The sequence below is a fragment of the Bacteroidota bacterium genome, from assembly GCA_016699695.1.
GTDB lineage: Bacteria > Bacteroidota > Bacteroidia > Bacteroidales > UBA10428 > UBA10428.
In genome coordinates this window covers 41,050-64,490 of sequence record CP065006.1, presented here as the reverse complement: position 1 = coordinate 64,490, position 23,441 = coordinate 41,050, and the positions used below count along the sequence as shown (strand labels likewise).

Here is a 23,441-nt window from a genome sequence, read left to right as displayed (position 1 = left end):
CACCTATGGAATTCGATGCCAGCTTGCTTACTGAGCTTACTACCCAAAAAATGCCTTTTGGAAAATACAAAGGTACCACACTGTATAAACTGCCCGAATACTACCTTGTTTGGTTCAAGCGACAAGGATTTCCGAAAGGCAGGCTGGGAATGATGCTGGAAACTCTTTATGAAATCAGGCTGAATGGATTGGAATACCTGCTCGATCCGCTAAAGCGATACAATTCCTAAATAGATTTTGTATTTTAGTTCGATGTACAGCAGCGAAGAAAAAAAGCAAATCCGCCAAAATTTTTGGGATCAGTTTAAAGCCTTTTCGAACAAAAGGAAATTGCGTGCCGGAAAAAAAGGAAAGTGGATACTGGACCAGACTGGCATAAGCCAACTGAAACTGAAATTTCATTTCGACGAAATTCAAGCTTGGGCAGGTCTGGAGATTGATACCCGAAACCTCGATAAGCGCATCGAACTTTATGAAAAACTGGAACAACTCAAAAGCATTCTGCAAAAGGCTGTACCTTTTGAATTGCAGTGGAAGCTTGAAACAGAGAAAATGCCTGGTAAAACAGTTTCGCGTGTTTTTATGCTGAAAGAGGGTGTGAATATTTACAATCAGGATTGCTGGCGTGAAGTATCGGTATTTCTGTACGAGGCAATGGCCCCCCTTGAAGAAGTGTTTGTGGAATATGCCGATTTTATCAAGTACCAATAAAAAAGGGTACCTGCTAAAAGATACCCTTTACTATAGATAATTTGAACTGTTAGACAATCTCAATCGGATAACCCTCCTCAGTAAGACTTTCAAGTACCTTCTCGGCATAGCTCAGGTCGAAATATACCTTGGGTTTATTTCTGGCAAACACAGGGTAGCGCCCTACTGCATCTTCGCTATTTAGGTAATTGTAGCCAACCAGAAATAAGTCGGTACCCGAATGTTTTACCCTGTAAACAGGACGGTGTTTGCATGCTTCAATCACCTCTTGCAGCTCAAGCCTGGTAATTTCCGGATCGTGTTTTAACTTAACTGTTTTTACTATCTCATCGCTGAAAGGTTCACGTGTAAAGTGCAAGTCGAAATTTTTTACATAACACGATATTACCACATGTTCATCCATAATCACGGCTGGTTTCTGCTCATCTCCTACCAACCTTACATCAATACCGTTTACTACAAACAAGTTCTTTAAACGCTTGTTGCGCCTGGATACCATATCTTCCAGACTCTCCTCCCTTTTAGAAACCATAAACCAAAAAAATAATTAGAATAACATTTTAACTGCAGGCAAATATAAAAAGATTGTGTATTAAACAGCAAAGCAATTCGAAATAGACACGTTTTTAACGTTTATTTATCTTTTTACAAGTCAATGTGAGAGTATTTATTTCTATATGATTGCCCGGTATTGTTCCAGGAAATTTTAAGAAGGCTACAGCTAAGCTGATAATTTGATAATGCATTGCTTACCGACAGTATAAACATCCTGAAATGGTTTCATTATATCTGCTAAAAACATGGGTAAAAACCCTCTTTTTTCGCTTACCATGTAAATAGCATCGTTGGTCAACTAATCTGCCCTACTGGTTAAAATTAACTATTAGTTCCATTTTTATAGCTGTAAATTTATTCAACCAAAAGCCAAAGCCACACTATGTCTATCCGAATAAGCCGTCACAAACTCATTAAATTGTTTTTAGGGTTTATCGATCTTAAGGTAACCCTTACAACCCTGTTTATAGCTTCTTATCTTGTACACCGCTATACTTGGGAAGAAGTGAACTTCGCCAGTGAATTTTTCATTGTAGCAGCAATTGTACTTTTCATATGGGTTGTACTTTTAAAGGCCACTAACCTTGCCCGCATACCACGTACCAGTTCTGCCATGGTTATTTTGGGCGATTTTATCAGGTTATCGACCATTGGTGGATTTATACTTTTTGTATTGGACCTGATTATAAAGTTCGATAGCTTCCCTTCGATAGCTATCGGATTGTTTGTGATCTTAAATTTTATCAGTTTGTTTGTTATCAGGCTCATTACTTTTAAAACCGTGCGGCTATTCAGGGCCAATGGGCACAATATTCGTAACGTAGCCATCATAGCCAACGACCAAAGTGGACCCATCATCGAAAAAATTCTGAGCCAGAAGGAATGGGGAATCAAAATCCTGTATATTATTACCGATTCAGCCATCATTCGTCAACAATTTCGCAAAGTGGTAAAAATACATCCAAAGAATGTCAACATTAAAAGCTTGCTCCGTTACGACATTGTGGATGAATTGATCTGTTTCGACTGTACCTCGCATCCTGAAAAGCTATACAAGCTTATCGACTTTTGTTCCACTCTGGGCATTACTGTAAGAGTGCAGGCGAAAATTCCCCTCCCGGTAAATTACTCTTTCCGTACACGCTACCTTTACAATATTCCATTTCTAACCATCGAGAATACCCCAATTAACAATTACCTTCATTCGGTAAAATCCATACTGGAAATTGGCATTGCATTTTGCATCTTAATTACACTTTCGCCTTTTCTGTTAGCCATCGGGCTGGCTATTAAATTAACTTCCGATGGGCCCATTGTTTTTAAACAGGAAAGAGTCGGGCTGCATGGTCGGAAGTTTTACATCTATAAGTTCCGCACCATGGTAATCAATGCCGAAGAATTGAAAGCCAAACTGCTGGCTCTGAACGAAAGCGACGGACCAACCTTTAAAATAAAACGTGATCCGCGTATTACGCACGTAGGACGTATTTTACGCAAAACCAACCTCGACGAGGTTCCACAACTTTTTAATGTGATTAAAGGAGAAATGTCATTAATCGGCCCCAGGCCACCGCTGCCCTGTGAAGTAAGCAAATACGAAGAGTGGCAACTGAAAAGGCTTGCCGTGAAACCTGGTCTGACATGTACCTGGCAAATAGTGCCGAACCGCAACGATGTGAAGTTCGACAATTGGGTGCGTATGGATATCCAATACATCGATAACTGGTCGTTGAAATCCGATGTGGAGTTGTTTTTTAAAACCTTTAAAACTGTACTTTTTGCTCGTGGAGCATAGGTTGTTTGATAATTATTTGATTTTTTACAATTTAAGTCTGAAAGCACCTGCCTTGCGCAGGTGCTTTTTTTGTTGATTAAAAATTGCTCTTGCATATTGCGACTTTGCTAATTTTGACTGCTGTGATGTACGCCATTATCGATATAGAAACCACTGGTGGTAGCCCGGTTAATGACAAGATTACCGAGATAGCGGTCTTTATTTACGATGGTGAGAAAATTGTCGATGAATTTGTAAGTCTCATCAATCCGGAGCGACAGATACCCTATCACATTACCCAATTAACCGGAATCTCGAATGCCATGGTGGCCGATGCACCGAAGTTTTACGAACTGGCGCGGAAGATAATTGAAATTACCGATTCGATGATATTTGTAGCACATAACGTAAGCTTCGATTATGGTTTTGTTTGTCAGGAATTTAAAAATCTTGGCTATGAGTATCATCGCGACAGACTTTGTACCGTTCAACTTAGCAGGAAGATCATTCCTGGCCACCGTTCCTACAGCTTGGGTAAGCTTTGCTATGACCTGAATATTGCCATTGCCGGAAGGCACCGTGCTGCTGGCGATGCTATGGCAACTGTAGAACTTTTTAAATTGCTTCAGCAGAAAAACAATGACCAGATTGAACTCAGCACGCTGGCCGGCATAGTAAAAAAAGACTTGCATCCTTCCTTTGATCCTACACAACTGAAAGCACTGCCTGAAAGCGCCGGAGTGTATTATTTTTACAACGAGCACAACGATTTAATTTATATTGGCAAAAGCAATAACATACGTTCAAGGATATTGTCGCATTTTCGGAATGTTTCTACAAAGAAAGCATTCGATATGCGAAACGAAATCAGCACACTCGATTATGACCTTACGGGTTGTGAGTTGGTGGCCTTGTTGCGTGAGTCGCATGAGATCAAGCAAAACAAACCCAAACACAACCGCGCTCAACGAAGGAGTATTTCGGGCTATGCCTTGTACACCTTTACTGACGAAGCGGGTTATATTCGTTTCGAAATTTCCAAACACAGCTTGGACCGGACTGGTGTTTTGCATAGCTTCTCAAGCAAAATGTCAGGTTCGATGTACCTTCAGCGCCTGGTGGACAGCAAAGAGCTTTGTCAAAAATTATGTGGCTTGTATCAGACCATGGGATCCTGTTTTCATTACGAAATTGGCTGTTGCCGGGGTGCCTGTATTGGAATCGAAAGTGCGGAAAACTACAATCGACGGGCATCTGAGGTAATTGAAATGCACCGATTCAGGCATAACAGCTTTTTTATCATCGACAAAGGCCGCACAGAGCAAGAACTGGCTGCCGTAATGGTAGAGAAGGGAAAATACAAAGGTTTTGGCTATCTTGACAGGCAGGAATACGAAAAGGATCCTTCCCTGCTTCCTGATTGCATTCATTCTTACTCCGATAACAGCGATATTCAGCAGATATTAAGACATTACCTTCGCGAAGGTACACCGGAAGACATTATTACTTTTTCCAATACATTTTTCTAAAAATTGCCTGAAAACAATTAGAATACCCGGAATATTTAGTAATTTAAATTCCGAATGAAACCTTTTTTAATACATGAGCAGCAGAAAAGAAGTAATCCGTCAGCAGGCAGCTAAGGGTGCCTATGTAAAGCGTATTTCTGACGAAGAGATGGAAACCACCTGTTTGTTTGAAATTGCATGGGAGGTATGCAATCAGGTTGGTGGTATTTATACGGTTATAAAATCTAAAGCACCCACCGTACTGGAGCACTGGAATTATGATAACTATGTGTTGCTTGGGCCTTATTTTGAACAAAGTGCAGCAGCATTGTTCGAACCCATAAGCCATTCCGACGATCCGGTTGCACAAGCAGTAAATGAATTAAACCAACATGGCTATAGAGTTTTTTATGGTACCTGGCTAATTGAAGGACGGCCAAGGGTTGTATTGTTCGACTACAGGACCAGCTATTCCTATCTTGGAAATTTAAAATACCTGATGTGGGAACATCACCACATCTCCATACCCGATCACGATGATTTGCTGAACCAGATTTTTCTGTTTGGTCATCAGGTGCACCAGTTTTTAAGTGTTTTCTCGGGAAGGGTTGGTCACCAGAAACGGATTATCGCACATTTTCACGAATGGATGGCTGCATCATGCATTCCGGAGTTAAGGCGCGAAAACCTACCTGTAAGCGTGGTTTTTACAACCCATGCAACCATGCTGGGGCGTTACCTGGCCATGAACGACAGCAATTTCTACAATAACCTCCCTATCTATAACTGGGCCCACGAAGCTAAACACTTTAACATCGAAGCCCAGGTAAACATCGAACGTGCAGCTGCTCATGGCTCGCATGTGTTTACCACGGTGAGCGAAATAACTGGTGAAGAATGCAAATACCTTCTTGGTCGTGAGCCAGATATTTACCTGCCCAATGGGCTCAACATCAATCGCTTCGAAGCTTTGCACGAGTTTCAGAACCTGCACATGCATTACAAAGACAAAATCAGCGAGTTTGTGATGGGGCATTTCTTCCACAGTTATTCTTTCGATTTAAATAAAACCTTATACTTCTTTACCTCCGGCCGTTTCGAATACGTGAATAAGGGATATGACCTTACTCTCGAAGCTCTTGCACGCCTGAACCACAAACTAAAAGAATCGCGTTCGGACATGACGGTGGTAATGTTTTTTATTACCAAAAACCCTGTTACCGGCTATATTCCCGATGTACTTCAGCACAAGGCTATGCTCGAAGAAATACAACGCAATTGTCAGCAGTTGAATGATAAACTGGCGAAAAAGCTTTTTAATTCCATAACTTCTAACGAAGAAGGTTATAAAATGCCCGACTTAAATTCCCTGCTCGACGATTATACCAACCTTTTGTTGAGGCAGAATGTGCAGTCGTGGAAATCACGCCGGCTGCCCGCAGTAATCACCCACAACCTAAGCAATGAGGCCGGCGATCCTATTATGAATTTTTTAAAAATGAGCCGCTTGCTCAATCATAAAGAGGATAGAGTAAAAATCGTCTATCACCCCGATTTTATTTCCACCTCCAACCCTCTTTTTCACATGGAGTATTACCAGTTTATTAGGGGCTGTCACCTTGGTATTTTTCCAAGTTATTACGAGCCCTGGGGCTACACACCCCTTGAATGCAGTGCAAGTGGTATTCCCTCTGTTACAAGCGACCTGGCTGGCTTTGGGTCCTTTGTGTCAAACCACATACCCGAACACGAAAAGGCAGGTTTATACCTCATTCGACGAAAAAATGTAAGCTATTACGAGGCGGCAGAAAATCTGGCCAACATGATGTTCAGATTTATTCGTCAAAGCCGGCGCGATCGAATAGCACAGCGAAATAAAGTAGAGGCAGCCTCGGTGCAGTTTGATTGGAACAAACTTGGAAAATTCTATATGAAAGCCTATGGACTTGCCATGAAAAGTTTTAAATAAAAGGCACAGATAATTCCGAAAGTTTATCCACAAATTATAGTGCATAAATATCGCTTCTGAACATCGAAATTCGTACAGGTATTTACTACTTTTGCAGCGAGTTAAATAACCTGATATTTATAGCATGGTCGCTTTCTTTCGTAACAATTCTGGCAATGTAATTGCCGTGGATACCCCTTCACTTCCAGATTCATTAACCATTCAAAAACTTTGCTGGCTTTTTTCCGGTGCTGCTCATCTTTCGGCTGAGCAATTGGATGGCACCTATATCGGTCCACGCAAGGAAATGATAAGCCCCTGGAGTACCAATGCTGTCGAGATTACCCAAAACATGGGCATTGCAGGGATACGGCGTATTGAAGAGTATTTTGCCACCAAGGCTGAAACTCCCCATTACGACCCCATGCTGCAGCGTATCTACAAAGGGCTTAACCAGCAGCTATTTACCATTAGCAAGCAACCCGAGCCTATTTTAGCCATTGACGATATCGATGCCTATAACAAACAAGAAGGCCTTGCGCTAAGTGCGGATGAAGTTGAATACCTGAACATTCTGAGTAAAAAACTGAACCGACCCCTCACCGACAGCGAAATATTTGGTTTTTCTCAAGTGAACTCAGAACATTGCAGGCATAAAATCTTTAATGGCACCTTTGTGATCGACGGAGTTGAAAAGCCCAGTACACTTTTTCAGCTTATTAAGTTAACCACCCGCAGGAATCCCAACAAAGTGGTATCGGCCTACAAAGACAATTGTGCTTTTCTTTCAGGGCCCGTTATCGAGCAATTTGCACCTGCAACTCAGGATAAACCCGACTATTTTGTATTAAAAGATATAGAGTCGATCATTTCGCTAAAGGCCGAAACCCATAACTTCCCCACTACTGTTGAACCATTTAACGGTGCAGCCACCGGATCGGGTGGCGAAATACGCGACCGGGTAGCCGGCGGGAAAGCTGCTATTCCATTGGCAGGTACAGCCGTGTACATGACTTCCTATTCCCGCCTTGAAGAAGGGCGCGAATGGGAAAAAGGCATGGCAGAACGCAAATGGCTTTACCAGACACCCGCCCAGATTCTTATTAAAGCATCCAATGGAGCAAGCGATTTTGGCAACAAATTTGGTCAACCCCTTATTTGCGGAAGCGTGCTAACCTTTGAACACAGCGAGCAGACAAAAAAGTTTGGTTTCGATAAAGTAATTATGCTGGCGGGAGGCATTGGTTATGGAAAAAAGGAAGATACCGAAAAAGGCACCCCTGGTATTGGCGATAAAATTGTATTGTTAGGTGGCGATAATTACCGCATTGGTATGGGTGGAGGTGCTGTGTCTTCGGTAGCTACCGGCGAATTCGAGAATGACATTGAACTCAATGCGGTGCAGCGCTCGAACCCCGAAATGCAAAAACGCGTAACCAACGCCATTCGTGCCATGGCCGAATCGGACAACAACACCATCGTATCCATTCACGACCATGGCGCCGGAGGACACCTCAACTGCCTTTCTGAGTTGGTGGAAGCTACCGGCGGGCGCATTTACATGGACAAGTTACCCATTGGCGACCCTACCCTTTCGGCCAAAGAAATTGCCGGCAACGAATCGCAGGAGCGCATGGGACTGGTGATGAAAGAGCAGGACATCGAAACTCTCAAGCGCATTGCTGAGCGTGAACGAGCCCCCATCTATGTAGTAGGCGAAACCACAGGCGACCATCAGTTTAGTTTTATCGACAAAGAAGGCAATAAACCCATCGACCTGCAATTGGGCGATATGTTCGGAAATCCGCCAAAAACTATACTGAACGATAGCCTTTTACACAATCCGTATCCTGCAGTGACATATTCTGCAGAAAAAATTACCGAATACATCCAACAAGTACTTCAGCTCGAAGCCGTAGCCTGCAAAGACTGGTTAACTAACAAGGTAGACCGTTCGGTAACAGGAAGAGTGGCCAAACAGCAGACCGCCGGTCCGGTTCAGTTACCTTTAAATAATCTGGGCGTTTCGGCGCTCGATTTCAGAAACAACAAGGGCATTGCTACAGCCATTGGTCATGCTCCGGTTACTGCGCTCATCGATCCGGCTGCCGGCTCGGTGCTATCCATAGCCGAAGCTCTCACGAACATTATCTGGGCTCCGCTGCCAGACGGATTAAAATCCGTTTCGCTCAGTGCCAATTGGATGTGGCCTTGTAAAAATCAGGGAGAAGATGCCCGCTTGTACGCAGCAGTAGAGGCAGCCAGCAATTTTGCCATTGCTTTGGGTATTAATATTCCCACTGGTAAAGATTCTCTGTCGATGACACAAAAATATCCGGATGGTGAAGTTGTGTATGCACCCGGAACAGTAATTATTTCAGCTACTGCCGAAGTTGCCGACATAACCCGGGTAATTGAACCTGTGCTCAAACCCATTGCCCAATCTGCCATTATTTATGTGAGCATGTCAGACGAAGGTTTTCCGATTGGTGGAAGCAGTTTCGCACAAACACGCAATTATCTGGGTGCTACCAACCCTCAGATTCGTGATTCGGCCTATTTCAAGCAGACCTTTGAGGCCGTGCAGCAATTGATTCATGAGAATAAAATTCTGGCCGGACACGATATCTCTTCAGGCGGGTTAATTACTGCTATGCTCGAAATGTGTTTTTGCCGCAACAATACGGGCATTGATGCCGATTTATCGATTCTAGGCGAGGTAGATCCTGTAAGAGTCCTGTTCAGTGAAACTCCCGGACTGCTTATTCAGGTTGAAAATGAATTTGAAACCTTAGACTTTCTGCATGACCACGGAGTACGTGCCGATATGATTGGCCGGGTGAATACCGACCGACGTTTTATCATAGCAAACGGTAACACTTGCCTGCCACTCGACATAGACCCTTTGCGCGATACCTGGTACCGCACATCGTACCTGCTCGATAGCAGGCAAACCGCTTCAGGTTTGGCCAAGTTGAGGTTTGAAAATTATAAGGAACAAGAACTGGAATTCTATTTTCCTTCTGATTTTAAAGGCAAACCAGAACGCTATGGAATTGATATGGCACGCAGAACACCTTCTGGAATAAAGGCAGCCATTATTCGTGAGAAGGGCGTAAATGGCGACCGCGAAATGGCTTATGCCATGTACCTTGCAGGCATGGATGTAAAAGACGTGCACATGACCGACCTGATAAGTGGCCGTGAGACCCTTGAAGAGGTAAACATGATTGTGTTTGTAGGTGGATTCTCAAATTCCGATGTATTGGGCAGTGCCAAAGGATGGGCTGGTGCATTTCTTTATAACCCAAAAGCCAAAGAGGCTCTTGATAAATTTTATGCCCGCCCCGATACACTCAGTCTTGGGGTATGCAATGGCTGTCAGCTAATGATAGAACTGAACCTGGTGGCACCAGAGTTGAAAGAGAAACCCTTTATGAGCCACAACGAATCGCATAAGTTCGAATCAATCTTCCTTTCGGTTGATATTCCTCAGAACAAATCGGTCATGCTTGGTTCACTTTCCGGTTCAAGATTAGGCGTATGGGTGGCACACGGCGAAGGAAAATTTAATCTTAATTTACCTGTAAATCAGTACAATATTGCCATGCAGTTTACCCATTCAGATTATCCCGGAAATCCAAACGGATCGCATTACGATACAGCAGCTCTTTATTCAGCCGATGGCCGTCACCTGGTGATGATGCCCCATCTCGAGCGATCCATTTTCCCATGGAACTGGGCTTGGTATCCCGAAAGACGTAAAGCGGAAATAGTATCACCATGGATAGAGGCCTTTGTAAATGCCCGCGAGTGGATTAAAAAACATAAAGAAGCCTAGATTATTAGAATTTTTGGTTTCTAATTTAATAGAACCGGACAAGGCTTATTCAGGATTTAATGTATATTTTTATAAAGCAGGTCATTTTACCTGCTTTTTTCGGTTTTACAAAGCTTATTTAATTAGAATTTCATTAACTTAATGCTGCTTAAATCGTTAGTGTTGAATGAATGAACCTGTTTTCGATAAATTGCTGATTAACCTGATGCCCGAAGCCATTGGTATTGCCGATATCGACGGAAGAATTCATTTTGTCAACGATCGTTTTACCAGTCTTTTTGGATACACCCAAAACGAAATTCCTAACCTGGAGAAATGGGTTTCGGTGGCCTACCCCGATGAAAATTACAGGGAAGAATCATACAAGAGATGGAAAGTTGCCATTGAAGATGCACTTCAAACTGGTGCAGCTCAAGAGCCTGGAGTTTACCAAATACAATGCAAAGATCAAACTATCAGAATAGTTGAAATAGCCTTTAGCATAAAGGATAATCTTATTTTAACCTTTTTCAGAGATGTAACCTTGCTGGTAAAGGCAAAGGAAGAATTGGTAAATGAACGCAATTTCTCCGAAAATCTCATCAATAGTTTACCGGGTGTATTTTTTCTTTTTCAAAAAACAGGTACAGAATTTAAACTTGTTCAGTGGAACAAGAATTTTGAGAGGTTAAGCACCTACAGTGTGGATGAACTTTTCGGTAGACCATACACGGACTTTATCGCAAGCGAAGACCAGGAAAAAGCCAACAAGGTATTGTATTCAAAAATTGGAGGCAATCCACTTGAAATAGAGTTAAATCTGGTTAATAAACAAGGGAAAAAAAGGCCTTACCTGATGGCCGGTTGCACTTTCCTGAGTGGAAATAGTGAATTTTTTCTGGGTATAGGCATAGACATTGCCCGGAGCAAGGAAACCGAAGAAAACCTTGGTACCCTTGTTGGATCTTTTCCGGATATCATCATGGTAATAGATTTTAATGGATTACCTCTTTTTGCTAATAAATCGCTCGAAAATCAAACCGGGTATACACTGAATGAGTTGCTCGACAGGCAGAACAAGATAATTCTTCACCCACCCGAAGACCGTGAGCTTATAAGGTCAGCTATTACCGACCTGCTTCAGAGCGATAAAACACAAACAGACATTATCGAAAACAGACTGATTGACAAAAAAGGTAACATTCTTTGGTATAGCGGGGTAATTGCAAAAACTACCTTCAATGGAGAACCTGCCCTCTTGTTGATTAGCCGCAACATTACTTCTACGAAATTTTCAGAAATCAAACTTGTAGAAAGCGAAAAACGCATGTCGGCTGTTTTCGACGGAGCACCGGTAATTATGATGCTGGTCAATGAGAAGCAGGAAATTTTACAGATTAATAAAAAGGGCCTGCAGGAATTAAATCTTATCAATCAACAAACCGGATATTCCAATTTTGGGCAGGCCTATAAATGTATTCATGTATCGAATATCGAACATGGATGCGATTCTGGGTCTGAGTGCAGAGATTGTATGATCCGTAAAACCATTAACGATACTTTTACTAACGGAACTGAGCATTTGAAGGTAGAAGTAAACTTACATTCATCCGATTCTGAATACCATTTGCTATTGTCAACAACCTTATTGCGTGCCGAAGAACCCAAAGAAGCACTTGTAACCGTTGACAACATTACAGAACGTAAAAAAATTGAGGTTGAACTCAAACGCTCCCAGGAAAAGGCTGTGGAGAGCGATAAGCTAAAATCGGCATTTCTTCAGAACATGTCGCACGAAATACGCACACCCTTAAATGGTATACTGGGTTTTTCGGGCTTGCTAAACAACGATGAGCTTAACAGTGACGACAGGCGTTATTACATTGAGGTCATTAACCAGAGTTCGAATCAGCTATTGTCCATTGTCGACGATATATTAAGCATCTCGAGGCTCGAAACAGGGCAAATAGAAATAGTAAATGAAAAGGTGAACCTGAATGCACTGATGCAGGATATATTTCTTAAATTCAATAAAAGGGCTGCCGACCGTAACCTGGTTATTTCGCACTATAAAGATTTAAACGACCGTCAGAGCCAAATCTATACCGATTCAGCCAAACTGAGCCAGATTTTAACCAACCTTTTAAGCAACGCCCTTAAGTTCACCCATCAGGGTCATGTATTGATGGGGTATAAGTTAAAGGACGAGACGTTGGAATTTTATATGGAAGATACCGGAATTGGAATTGCACCCGAATGGCACCAGCGTATTTTCGAACGGTTTCACCAGGTTGAATCTGATGCCACGCGTGCTTATGGTGGCACCGGACTTGGTCTAACCATTGCTAAGGGCAATGTGGAAATATTGGGAGGGAAAATCTGGTTGGAATCGGAGCATGGTGCTGGTTCGAAATTCTATTTTACACTGCCCTACAATCCTGTATATGAAGAGCCAGTAGAGCAAACCACTTTCAAAGTTACGCCGGTATCAGACAGTTCAGGTAAGCCTCTGATACTGGTTGCAGAAGACGAAGAAATTAATTACCTGTTTATTGAAGTGGCACTAAAAGAACTCAATTGCCAGATAATACACGTGTACGATGGTGTTGAGGCAATCGAACAAGTTAGCCTGAACGAAAACATTAGTCTGGTGTTGATGGATATTAAAATGCCCAACATGGATGGCTATACCGCATTGGAAACTATTCGGCAAATGCGCCCTAATCTGCCTGTAGTGGCACAAACAGCCTATGCCATGCTATCCGACCGCGAAAAAGCACTTAAGGCCGGATTTACCGAATACCTTGCCAAACCTATTCGCTCGAACGACCTGGTAGCAGTGGTTTCGAAATACATTTAGCGCTTATCGAAAAAGCTGTTTACTCTTCTAAAAATTGCTTCAATTAACATACTTTTATATACCCATTCACTTGACATTTTCTTTACAATGGTTTAAATTTAGTGTTCTGTTTAATCCTAAAATTGTCATTATCATGGGACACGACAAAAGCTTGCAAGATGGTAAAAAGAAACGCGAAGCCGTAAAAAGTATCAAGGAACGCAGATTAGAAAAGAAACTAAAGTCTGAGGAACAACCCCATTCACGTCTAAAACCACGCTGGAAAAGAGCAGTTGAAGCCTAATTTGTCTGGCTGCAATATTTATAAATTACTCTGTAAGCATTGGCTATGCCCAGTTCACCGGCCTTACTCAGGTCGGCGCAACCCAGGGTATAGTTTTTTATTCCGATATAGAGCAATCCCCTGTTAAACAATGCTCCTGCTCTGCTATCGGCTGCTTCAATGCATTTGTCTAAATCGGCAATTGCCCTCGCATAATCTCCTTGTTCACTGTAAGCAATGGCACGGTTAAAGTAAGCCGGAATAAAATCGGGAGAAATGTCTATGGCTTTTGTGTAATAATCAATGGCTTCCTGGTTCTGTATATTCTTTCTGTCTGGTTCAGACTGAAGTATTTCCGATCGTGCGGCATTTTCCAGCGAAAAGGAGTTTCCCTGGAGGCTGTTTGCAATGCTTCCGATTAAATAGTGGTAATTGGCTTGAAGGAACAGGTTGAAAGCATCAGGTTGAATACCTTCCGGCAATTTCAGAAGTACTTTTAATGCAGAATCGTACTCGCGTTGCCACGACAAAAGGATAGACTTCATTGCCCTGAAGGCTTCACTTTCCGGTCTGTCAAGAAGCGATTCTTCTACTTGCATTTGCATATTTTCAAGTTCTGAGGCTGTCAATTCCAGGTAATCAAAATTCACCAAACAAAGTTTTAAGCTATCGACGGGATTTTCATAAAACGATTCGATGGAAAGTGAAAGAGCATAATGGTGTTTTTTCGACTCAGGTACAGGATGAAAAACAGGAATCAGGCGTATTTGCTGTTCGATATACTGAATACGGCTTTTTTGCACCTGAGCGGCATTGGTAAAATCAGACCTCAGGTCGGTAATGGATTTAAAATAATCAAGATTCACATCATCCATTCCTTCTTCAGCTTGCGCAAGCAGGCTATCGACCTTGTTCTTGTCGGAATAATAGCCATCGATTTTATTCTGCAAACCGCGTGCATAAGCCCTGTTTTGGTATGCATCGAGCATAAGCGGGTAGAGTTCGATGGCTTTCGAGAAGTCTGATTCAGCCCCAGAATAATCTTTCAGATAAATTTTTACCACTCCGCGCAAATGGTAAGAGAATAAGTGATTTGGGTTGAGGGCTATAACCTTATCCAAATCAGCGATTGCCATAGAGTATCGTTCGGTTTCGGTATACAACAATGCCCGGTGGTAATAGCACACAGAGTTGTCAGGATTAAGTAGAATGGTTTTATTGAAATAGACTTCGGCACTATCGTATTTTTTTATCTCCTGGTAACATATTCCCAGGTAAAATGCGGCCCTTGCCATAACACTATCCTGCTCCAAAACCGAAAGATATTCGCTTATGGCCTCGGGATATTGCTGCTGAAAATGGGCTATGTTGGCCTTTAACAAGTGTGCTTCGCTGTTCGATGGATCAATTACCATAGCCTTGTTCGCATGCTCCGAAGCTTTGTAGTAGTCTTTACGGTATAAATACAACAAACCCAGGTTCAGGTGCACTCCCGGATTGGCAGAGTTGAGTTGAATCGATTTCTCATAGTCGCTGATGGCTCCCAGTGTATCCCCAAATACAGTGTGGAGGTAGGCTCTGGCATGGAAATACTCTCCCTGTCTGTCGTCAATGTCAATAGCCTGTATCAGGTCTTTCAGCGCTTGCTGGTATTGGTTCATTTCTATTGCCGCAATGGCACGGTAGTAAAGTGCATCGGTGAGAAAGTGATTGTTTTCATAAGCTTTTGTAAAATCCTCGGTGGCACCATAATAATCAGAAAGTTGAAATTTGGCATATCCTCTTAAAAACAAAGCATCGGAATGATCGGGATTGTAGTTGAGCACCAGGTTAAAACTTCTTATCGCCTGGGTATATTCTTCGTCCTGCAGGTATTGCCGTCCAAGCATAAGCTGGCGGGCTGGATTAATCTGGGCAGGCAAAGAAAGATTGATGCCAAAGAGCAATATCAGGCAACTCAAAATTAAGTGTCTGTATGAGTCCTGCACAATTCCCATGTTTTGTGTTTTTCGATTGATTATGGGTTTGTGTATAAACATGGTTTGTTTAGCAGGAGGCTTTATGCTTCAAAAATAAACAACATACTGATGAGCAGATTGTTTTCAACTAACAAATTATGTTAAATCGGTGAGACTATAATTTTAAAAGTTGAATTGATACCCTCTAGCGCGCGTTTAGCATTTGCGTAACGCGTGCTGGTTTTAGAAATATTACCCCCCAACTGCCGCAAGTTTAAGACTTGTGGCCATAAACATGTAACACTCTTATTAATATGTATGGCTAAAGTACCCCCTAGCGCGCGTTTAGCATTTGCGTAACGCGTGCTGGTTTTAAAAATAATACTTGTTCACCGTAGCTAAAAAAACTAAACTTAAGCCTTGTAATTATGGCTCTGCCAGCGGACTTCTCTTTTATTGTGAAAGAAGCAATAAATGGACGGAATAATACATCCGTTAAACCAAACTAAAAGTGAGTATTTATCATTAATTTTGTTGAAATTATGATTTTTGAAACAATGAATACAATCGAGTTAAAATCAGATTTACACCGGTTAATAGACAGGGTTAACGATGTAAGTATATTAAATGCAATCAAGGTCATATTATCTAGGGAAACAGTAAAGAAATCTGATTGGGCGGATACTCTTAGCGAAGATATAAAAGCCGAATTAGAAGAAAGTATTTTGGAGGCAGATCAAGGCAAAACCATATCTCATGAAGATGCCATGAACCAAATTAAAAGCAGATATACCCTTTAATATGACTGTAATCTGGACCCTAAAAGCTTTAAAATCTTATTTTAAGGTATCCGATTATCTTCAATCCGAATGGGGACATGCTGTAGTAAGGAATTTTGCGAATGAAGTTGAAAAAATGATCCAGTCGATAGAGGCAAACCCTCATATGTTCGAATTATCCAGAAAATATAAGGATATAAGAAAAGGCTTTGTGACAGAACATAATACAATGTTTTACAGGATAAAGCCACGAAAAAAAGAAATAGAAATACTTATCTTTTGGGATAACAGGCAAGACCTTAAAAAAAGGCCATATTAACAGAATAATCCCTCTAGCGCGCGTTTAGCATTTGCGTAACGCGTGCTGGTTTTAGAAATATTACCCCCCAAATGCCGCAAGTTTAAGACTTGTGGCCATAAACATGTAACACTATGTATAAATATGTATGGCTAAAGTACCAGGCATTTTTTGTTTTGAATTAACGTATCCCCACTACCAAGTAGGTCATGCTTAGATATTTTCTGCTAAGTTTGCTTTGTGTTACCATAAGAAAATTTTTTACCAACTTTTTTTGGCCTCTAAATCAATCATTATGATGAACAAATTTGAAGGCACAAGCGGATGCCAGTCAGGGGATTAATCGAAGAAATTTTAATGACAGGAGTTTATGCTATCAATGCTGAACTAGGGTTGATTTTGACTGGAAGTCAGATTCTTGTAAATTCTGTAGATGGTCAAAGGGCTCTAGAGAAAGCAAAATCAGAGGTTAATGCAGGGTCAATCGGTTTCCAATTACCACAAGGTCCTACATATATTAAACAAGGGTCATAACTTTAACATTCAATTTAAAATGAATATTTATCATTTAATTTATTACCGAATCTATAAAGCTACATACAGAACTAATAAAAGCGTAATTGAATGGTCAAGTATGATAGCATTAAGCGTATTAATCTATTTTAACTTTATCAGTCTAGTCACTATAATTGACCAAGGTAGGCTATCTAAAGACTTTGGAGAAATACTGTTCAAGTGGAGCGTATTTGGGATATTATATATCAATTACCTTATCTTCATAAGAGATAAAAGGTATTTAAATGTAGTAAGTGAGTTTAGTCAGAACAAGAAGGCTAATAGCTTTACTGCTGGAATCTTAATATTATCTTATGTTATCCTTAGTCCATTGTTATTTCTGAAACTATTAGGAGTTATTTAATTTGATTATTCGTTTTTGTACCAGTAATTATCAGCCATAGCAATTGCAAGTCTACCCTCTAACTGAGCGTAGTTTGTCCGAAATAATAAGCACGACAATTAAACAAAGAGACTAAGCGTAGAATTTTCTACGCTTTTTTATATATGTAGCATTTGCTATATTTATCAAAACATAGAAATCACTCCCACTAGCGCGCGTTTAGCTTGCGTAACGCGTGCTGGTGTTAGAAATACCGCCCGTTGTCCGTATGGTTCTGCCTACGGACTTTTCTTTTATTGTGAAAGAAATTGTTATTGGGCGGAACAATACATCCGTATCTTCGAGCTATGGATGTCTCAAATAGTATAGAAAACAGGAAAGAGAAGAATCCAAAATGTAAACTCAGCACCATCTTGTTTGAGAGTGCAGAGTTTAGCAAAAATTGAGAACTATTTCCGGTCAATCGTCACCTCTCCTGCTCCGTGGTAAGAATGGTATTCTCCGTCGTACATGGCATCGGCAGCAGCAGGCCCCATCACAAAAACACCGGGCGAAACGCAACGTACCAGGTAATAATAGTAACTGGTTGATGTTTCGGCATTGACAAACAAACTAATGCGGTCGTCTCGCACATCCATGTAGTCTGCAAAACTTTGGTAGTTCGGATAACTCATTCCCGGAGGAAGAGCAGTGAGTCGCGGATTTTCGATTTCGAAACCGGCAGGTAGCATGTCGGTGATGGCTACATTTTCGACATACGAATCATTTAACGAACGAAGAGCCAATTCTACCAACACCAACTCGTTCTGGACAAAGGACAAGGTGTTAAGAGATTGTCCGTTACGGTTGTATAGTGTTTTGCGCACGGCCAGGTAACTATCTTCTTCTTTGTACGATCCATCTTTGGTAATGCCTTCGCTTTCCCAGAAGTAATACAACAGCCCCTTGCCGGTGTTTTCAATGCTTATTTTTTTGCCTTTAAGCTGCGAGGTATTCAGTGTGACCGAATTGTTGCTGATGTTAGCAAGTGAAGTTCCATTTCCCTTCACCGTGCCAGAAGCTTCGGATTTTGAAGCCAGCCGGGCTACCTTACCCATGGCCAGAAAGGCAAAGGTTCTTTCTTGCGTATTGAGATATGGACTAGATAACAAGGATTTAGAAACATGTTGCGATAGTATGCCGATTTGTTGGTTTTCGGGATCGGTTTCTAGCATTACATTAAGGGCTATGGCCTCGTCGCGTAGGTAGGAATTGAAGCTGCCATCGAAGGTGCGATTGGCTTTTTCGCCTTCAAACGCCGGAGGCAGCACTTCTTTGAATTTCTGCTTGTCGCCGGTGAGAGCATAAGCCCCTGCCAGCAAGTATTTCGAGTCGAGACTTAGCTGGTGGGCGTTGGCTTTGTAATAGTTAAGCAAGGCAGTTGGTTTTTCGCCGGCCAGACTAAGTACATACAAAGAATAAGCTACTTCCTTGGGGGCTATCTCTTTTTTCTGGTTGAAATTGAAATAATAGGTCACAAGGCTTTTCTCTCTCAGTTTCTCTTTCAGGTATTTGAGAAGGCTATTCAAAAACTCTTCATCCACTTCGTAACCTGCCTTGCGTGCTTCGAGTGCAAAATGAGCACCATAGACACTGCCCCACCATGTTTCGGTACCGGAGCCAGGCCAATAAGTTAACGATCCATTGTAAAGCTGCATTAATCTTAACTTATCCAAAGCAGCCTGCACGTTTTGCAGTGCATCGTTAGAGGCCTTCGAGTTGCCTTTTAGGAGTTTCACCATGTCGGCATAATATATTTGCGGAAAAGCCTTTGAAATGGTTTGTTCCACACAACCATGCGGATAGCCCACAAGGTAATCGAGGCTGCTGCTGAATTGCACCAAGGGGTTGTTACTTAAAACCAATTTTAATTCCACACTTTGTGGAAGATAAAGTGCTGCATCTATTTCTACAGCCTGCGCTTTACCGGCTGCCACCTGCCCTGCTCCGCTTCTTTTTTGCAAAGGCGACGAGGGACGCACCGGAATCAGGGTGGTTTGCACAAACTCTTCGCCAAGTGCCGAAGTACGCACAACAACCTTTGCTTCGCCAATTTCCTGGTTGGCTATAAGCCTGAAAACTACCTGTCCTTCGGTCTGTGGGGCGATGCTGATACTCTGGCTGCGTTCCCCCTCAATGCTTACCGGTCCACTTACCTCAATGGTAGTTTTGCAGCGGGCCTGTTTGTCGGTGGTATTGGTAAGCATAACGGGCACTTCAATCTTATCGCCTGGACTTAAAAACCTTGGCAAGGCAGCACTCTGAACCAAAGGATCGGCCACGAGTATATTGGTTTCGGCTGAACCGAACACCTCGTGTTGTTTGTAGCCAACAGCCATTACACGCAGGCTGCCTGAAAATTCGGGTATAGCTACTTCAAATTGAGCTTCTCCCCTGCTGTTGGTATACAAGATACCACTCCAGAACGAGACCAGTTGTACCCTGTTGTTTTGTAGAGGGTTGAGCCTACGGGCATCCATTTCGCCATCGCCACCACCGGTGGCACTTCGAATGCCTTCCAGTTCCGGAAAGAGGTATGGATAGACCGAATAGCTGTTTACCTCCAGGGCGCGCTTCTGATAGAAAAACTCATAGGGATTGGGGCTGTCATATCCACCAACCTGCAGAATACCTTCATCGACAACTGCCACGGTGACGGCAGCATTCGGAGATGCTTTTATTTTTATAGTCTGTTTGGAATTTGAACGCGATTTTTCTGGAGCAGTGATACTAATTTTCATTTTATTGGCGGCCTTCTCCACTTTCACAGGAGCAAAACCATGCGCCACGGTAAGGGGCATATCCGATTTGCCATGAGGTTTAATGAGGCTGGCAGTAATGTAGACGTTGGGCACAAAGTTGTCTTTTATCTCAAGGTCGAAGGAGGCAGCACGAGCATCGGTCTCAATGTAAAAATGCTCGAGCACTTTGTTGGTTTCGATGGTAACCAGCACTTTGCCGGCAAAGGGTGTTTTTAACAATACCTTTGCCTTGTCGCCTGTTTGGTAGCTTTCTTTGTCGAGTTCAATGTCGATATTTCCTTCTTTGTTCACCTTAAAGGACGAATAGCTGGTACTTCCCCACCCATAGGCATAAATGCTCTGACTAACGTAAGTTGAAGCATCGGGCGCTGAAATCCGCAACTCGTATTGACCAGATAAATCGGGAACAAAACTGTAGCTGGCATTTGTTTCGTTAAGGGTAAGAGTCTTATCTTCCACTACCACTTCTACAGGCTCAGAACGATAGCGATAATAGCTTCCTGTGCTCGAAAGCACCGTTTTATACTCGTGCCGTATGAGCTTCATTCGGGCTTTCACTCCGCTCATTGCTTTTCCTTCCTTGTCTACTGCAATAAGGTCGAACCGCACAGGTTGTCCTGTGGAAGCATAATAGTTTTCCGTTTTGATGCCATAAAAAACATCCTGTGTCAGGACCTTAAAAGATGAAAGCCGGTTCACAGAGCGGCCTGTTTCGTCGAACACAGTTACAAACACATTGGAATTCAACATGCCGATGTGTTTCCAGTGTTCGGGAATATCAAAGCTCTCGGTGGCCCTGCCGTTTGCATCGGTCGATCCGCTTCGGTTAAAAGAGCTAAAGGATTCCTGAGTGCTTTCTATGCTATAATTGTACGAAGGATGGTGCTTTGAATAAAAACCCATGCGAGAGGTCGATACTTCAACTTCGTAATTGCGGTTTGCAGCTGGTGGACCAAAAAGATTGGTGGCCTCAATCAGCAAATCTTGCTTTTCTCCGGGTTTCACTTCTTTAAGGTCAAGCTCAGACTTAACTTTTATCCTGTCGGGCATAAACTCTTCTACCTTAATCACTTCTGAACCAATGAGCACATCATTGCTGGTAAAGACTTCGACCACATACGAACCCGTAGAGGCGTTAGCCGGAACAGGCACATCGGTTTCGAAGGAGCCATATTCGTTCAGGCTTTTTTTAATGAGCTTAAAGGTTTTGCCGGTAGGCGAGCTTATTTTTATTTTTAGGGGAAGCGTTCCGGGCGACTTCCATTGGTAATCGCGCAGTATCCCCGAAAGGTGTATGGTTTCGCCGGGACGATAAAGGTTGCGTTCGGCATACAAATACGCTTGAATACCCGACTGGTTTTGATACAATCCACCTACATCGAAACGCGAGGTATTCACCTGTGTTTGGTTAAAAGGTATTACGTTATAGTCTTTGGCAAGTCGGGCCGTAATCAGTTTTGAACGGAAATTAGGCGAAAGTACTTTGTCAAAACTATAGACTAATACACCCTCTTTGTCGGTTTTTCCTTTGAAAGTAGCCTGGTTGTTCAACCCAATAAAAGTAATTTCAACCTCGGCAAGGGGTTCGGTAGTTTTTATGGAATTGGCAAAAACGCTAATGCTGTTGACGCCTTCCTTCACAATAAGTCCGATATCGGAAATAGAGACCAACTTGGAGGTTTTTCGCCAATAGTTTTCCTTGTCTTTTACCTCGATCAAATATACACCGGGGAATTCGGAAAGCTGATCGGCAAAATCGAGTGTGAGCAGTTTATTGATACCTCTTCGCGGTAGCGAGGCAGTTTCTATTTCTTTTTCGAGAATTACATCGCCCAATTGTTCGGCATCAACCCCCGAGTTATAATAGTAATAGTCTTCGTAATAATATTCATCGTAATAGTCGTTGTAATAATTGTTTTCTGTGGCACGCAGGTAGGCAAGAATATTGTTCTCATAGATCTTGGTAACCTTTAACTGAACTGCAGGAATGTTAATAATGGCCACCTCCATGTTGCGGTTACCTTTTACTGAGACATAAAAGTCTTGCGAATCGTTAAAACGCAAGGTAGGCTCTACATTGCCAAAAGAAATGCTTTGTTCATAGTCGTGCTTTATTTCTCCACCTATTCGGCCGCTTAAGCCCTTTATCACAGTTAGTGTATACTGTGTTTCGACATTGAAATCCTCACTTTTAATGAGGAAATAATCGGGGAAAATCTCAAAGCTATATTTTACATCGGGAGATATCTGCACAAAACTCTTGAAATTATCGCTTTTAACAGCCTGAGTAGTGTAAACCATAATGGTACCTACGGACCCGTCGTGGCCTGTCTGAAAGTCGAGAATATTCAGTTTAAAGGGAGATAATACAACCATGCTCTCTTTGATCTCTTGTGTAGTTTTCAGGCTGCCACCCACAGGGAGCAATCCTTTGGCGAGAATAACGCGGGCATCGAGGTCTTTGTCTTCCGCTACAATTTCAGGAAGAGTAAGGCTGATATTTTTTGCCGGAGAGCTTTGTTCCAGCTGAAAATTTATTGATTTTCCTTCGATTTCTATTTCTAACAAATCTTTCAGGTGATTGGGGTCTACCTCCTGATTAAACTCCAGGATAAACTTTAACACCGCTTTTCCTCCCGATTCTGCAGGTGCATCCCAATAGGCACGCACCTGACTGAGAGAAAGAAAGGGAGTTTGAAAACTAAACTCAGTTTCTCCTGAGAAAGAGGCACCATTTTTATATTGAAGAATCTGGCGGTTAAGTTTTAACTCGTATTTAGTAGAAGGGGCAAAATTGGTGCGGGGAACAAATACAAGTTCTTCGCGGGATGTCCATTTGAAACTACCTTCGATGGCAGGCGTAAACTCCACCAATTCTTCGTTCAACCACAAGCCTAAAAGGGAGTCTGGCACCAGAGGTTCGCTAAAAGTAAAACCAATGAGGCTGTTGGTTTCAACAATCTCGCTGAACGAAGTGTTGGTAACGCGAATTTTATTTTCCTTGTTGCAGGCCTGCAAGGCTAACACAAAGATTAAAAGCGGGATAAGCTGCTTCATAGGTAGTTGGCTGTTTAAATAGTTTATTAGATGGAGTTTCCGAATTATCGCAGTTATAAAGCTACTAAAAAGTTTTTGAGAACAGATTGCGGTTTCGATACTTACCACAAAAAACCTAACTTTAGCCATTCCAAAAATCTACAGCTTGTTTTTTCCGACATTAGTACATATAGCTAACTATAAAGTATACGTTCAGAAATTGCATTTCCATT

Annotated in this window: 14 protein-coding genes; 11 read left to right on the top strand and 3 right to left on the bottom strand. The window is 42.2% G+C overall.

Annotation, left to right across the window (positions count from 1 at the left end; genetic code table 11):
- The first annotated feature begins 5 nt into the window (after window positions 1-5).
- Window positions 6-230, top strand: a complete 225-nt coding sequence (locus IPM71_00230) for a DUF3820 family protein (GenBank protein ID QQS51187.1) — start codon at window positions 6-8, stop codon at window positions 228-230.
- A gap of 22 nt (window positions 231-252) precedes the next feature.
- Window positions 253-711 (top strand): DUF4268 domain-containing protein, encoded by a 459-nt coding sequence (locus IPM71_00225; protein ID QQS51186.1) that lies wholly within the window; start codon window positions 253-255, stop codon window positions 709-711.
- 49 nt (window positions 712-760) lie between these two features.
- Here the strand turns inward: IPM71_00225 and IPM71_00220 are convergent, their stop codons facing one another.
- Window positions 761-1,243 carry a hypothetical protein gene (locus IPM71_00220; protein ID QQS51185.1) on the bottom strand — a complete coding sequence of 161 codons (483 nt, stop codon included), beginning with the start codon at window positions 1,241-1,243 and terminating at the stop codon, window positions 761-763.
- Window positions 1,244-1,648: 405 nt separating this feature from the next.
- On the opposite strand from IPM71_00220, the gene IPM71_00215 reads away from it, so the two are divergent.
- The 6 genes from IPM71_00215 to IPM71_00190 all read left to right on the top strand — a co-directional run bounded on the left by IPM71_00215 (window position 1,649) and on the right by IPM71_00190 (window position 13,459).
- Window positions 1,649-3,061, top strand: a complete 1,413-nt coding sequence (locus tag IPM71_00215) for a sugar transferase (protein ID QQS51184.1) — start codon at window positions 1,649-1,651, stop codon at window positions 3,059-3,061.
- Window positions 3,062-3,183: 122 nt separating this feature from the next.
- Entirely contained in the window at window positions 3,184-4,569 is a 1,386-nt protein-coding gene (locus IPM71_00210; GenBank protein QQS51183.1) for a GIY-YIG nuclease family protein, read from the top strand.
- A 73-nt stretch (window positions 4,570-4,642) separates the two neighbouring features.
- Window positions 4,643-6,517, top strand: coding sequence for a glycogen/starch synthase (locus IPM71_00205; protein ID QQS51182.1), 1,875 nt, complete (start codon window positions 4,643-4,645; stop codon window positions 6,515-6,517).
- 124 nt (window positions 6,518-6,641) lie between these two features.
- Window positions 6,642-10,337, top strand: a complete 3,696-nt coding sequence (purL, locus tag IPM71_00200) for a phosphoribosylformylglycinamidine synthase (protein QQS51181.1) — start codon at window positions 6,642-6,644, stop codon at window positions 10,335-10,337.
- A gap of 166 nt (window positions 10,338-10,503) precedes the next feature.
- On the top strand, window positions 10,504-13,176 hold the full coding sequence (locus tag IPM71_00195; protein QQS51180.1) for a PAS domain S-box protein: 2,673 nt from the start codon (window positions 10,504-10,506) through the stop codon (window positions 13,174-13,176).
- Window positions 13,177-13,309: 133 nt separating this feature from the next.
- Window positions 13,310-13,459, top strand: a complete 150-nt coding sequence (locus IPM71_00190) for a hypothetical protein (GenBank protein ID QQS51179.1) — start codon at window positions 13,310-13,312, stop codon at window positions 13,457-13,459.
- On the opposite strand, the gene IPM71_00185 is transcribed toward IPM71_00190, so the two are convergent.
- Window positions 13,456-15,477 (bottom strand): tetratricopeptide repeat protein, encoded by a 2,022-nt coding sequence (locus tag IPM71_00185; protein ID QQS51178.1) that lies wholly within the window; start codon window positions 15,475-15,477, stop codon window positions 13,456-13,458. The genes IPM71_00190 and IPM71_00185 overlap by 4 nt on opposite strands.
- A gap of 461 nt (window positions 15,478-15,938) precedes the next feature.
- Between IPM71_00185 and IPM71_00180 the strand changes: the two genes are divergently transcribed.
- The 3 genes from IPM71_00180 to IPM71_00170 all read left to right on the top strand — a co-directional run bounded on the left by IPM71_00180 (window position 15,939) and on the right by IPM71_00170 (window position 17,007).
- Complete coding sequence (locus IPM71_00180; protein ID QQS51177.1) at window positions 15,939-16,196, top strand: hypothetical protein; 258 nt, start codon at window positions 15,939-15,941, stop codon at window positions 16,194-16,196.
- Between the two features lies 1 nt (window position 16,197).
- Complete coding sequence (locus IPM71_00175) at window positions 16,198-16,494, top strand: type II toxin-antitoxin system RelE/ParE family toxin (protein QQS51176.1); 297 nt, start codon at window positions 16,198-16,200, stop codon at window positions 16,492-16,494.
- A 303-nt stretch (window positions 16,495-16,797) separates the two neighbouring features.
- Complete coding sequence (locus tag IPM71_00170; protein QQS51175.1) at window positions 16,798-17,007, top strand: hypothetical protein; 210 nt, start codon at window positions 16,798-16,800, stop codon at window positions 17,005-17,007.
- An 813-nt stretch (window positions 17,008-17,820) separates the two neighbouring features.
- On the opposite strand, the gene IPM71_00165 is transcribed toward IPM71_00170, so the two are convergent.
- A complete protein-coding gene (locus IPM71_00165) occupies window positions 17,821-23,229 on the bottom strand; it encodes an alpha-2-macroglobulin family protein (GenBank protein ID QQS51174.1) in 5,409 nt (1,802 codons plus the stop codon).
- Between the last annotated feature and the right edge of the window lie 212 nt (window positions 23,230-23,441).

Bases quoted from the DNA above. Each gene is read 5' to 3' on its own strand.
- IPM71_00230 (QQS51187.1), top strand. From the start codon at position 6: ATGGAATTCGATGCCAGCTTGCTTACTGAGCTTACTACCCAAAAAATG.
- IPM71_00225 (QQS51186.1), top strand. From the start codon at position 253: ATGTACAGCAGCGAAGAAAAAAAGCAAATCCGCCAAAATTTTTGGGAT.
- IPM71_00220 (QQS51185.1), bottom strand. From the start codon at position 1,243: ATGGTTTCTAAAAGGGAGGAGAGTCTGGAAGATATGGTATCCAGGCGC.
- IPM71_00215 (QQS51184.1), top strand. From the start codon at position 1,649: ATGTCTATCCGAATAAGCCGTCACAAACTCATTAAATTGTTTTTAGGG.
- IPM71_00205 (QQS51182.1), top strand. From the start codon at position 4,643: ATGAGCAGCAGAAAAGAAGTAATCCGTCAGCAGGCAGCTAAGGGTGCC.
- purL (QQS51181.1), top strand. From the start codon at position 6,642: ATGGTCGCTTTCTTTCGTAACAATTCTGGCAATGTAATTGCCGTGGAT.
- IPM71_00195 (QQS51180.1), top strand. From the start codon at position 10,504: ATGAATGAACCTGTTTTCGATAAATTGCTGATTAACCTGATGCCCGAA.
- IPM71_00190 (QQS51179.1), top strand. From the start codon at position 13,310: ATGGGACACGACAAAAGCTTGCAAGATGGTAAAAAGAAACGCGAAGCC.
- IPM71_00185 (QQS51178.1), bottom strand. From the start codon at position 15,477: ATGTTTATACACAAACCCATAATCAATCGAAAAACACAAAACATGGGA.
- IPM71_00180 (QQS51177.1), top strand. From the start codon at position 15,939: ATGATTTTTGAAACAATGAATACAATCGAGTTAAAATCAGATTTACAC.
- IPM71_00175 (QQS51176.1), top strand. From the start codon at position 16,198: ATGACTGTAATCTGGACCCTAAAAGCTTTAAAATCTTATTTTAAGGTA.
- IPM71_00170 (QQS51175.1), top strand. From the start codon at position 16,798: ATGCCAGTCAGGGGATTAATCGAAGAAATTTTAATGACAGGAGTTTAT.
- IPM71_00165 (QQS51174.1), bottom strand. From the start codon at position 23,229: ATGAAGCAGCTTATCCCGCTTTTAATCTTTGTGTTAGCCTTGCAGGCC.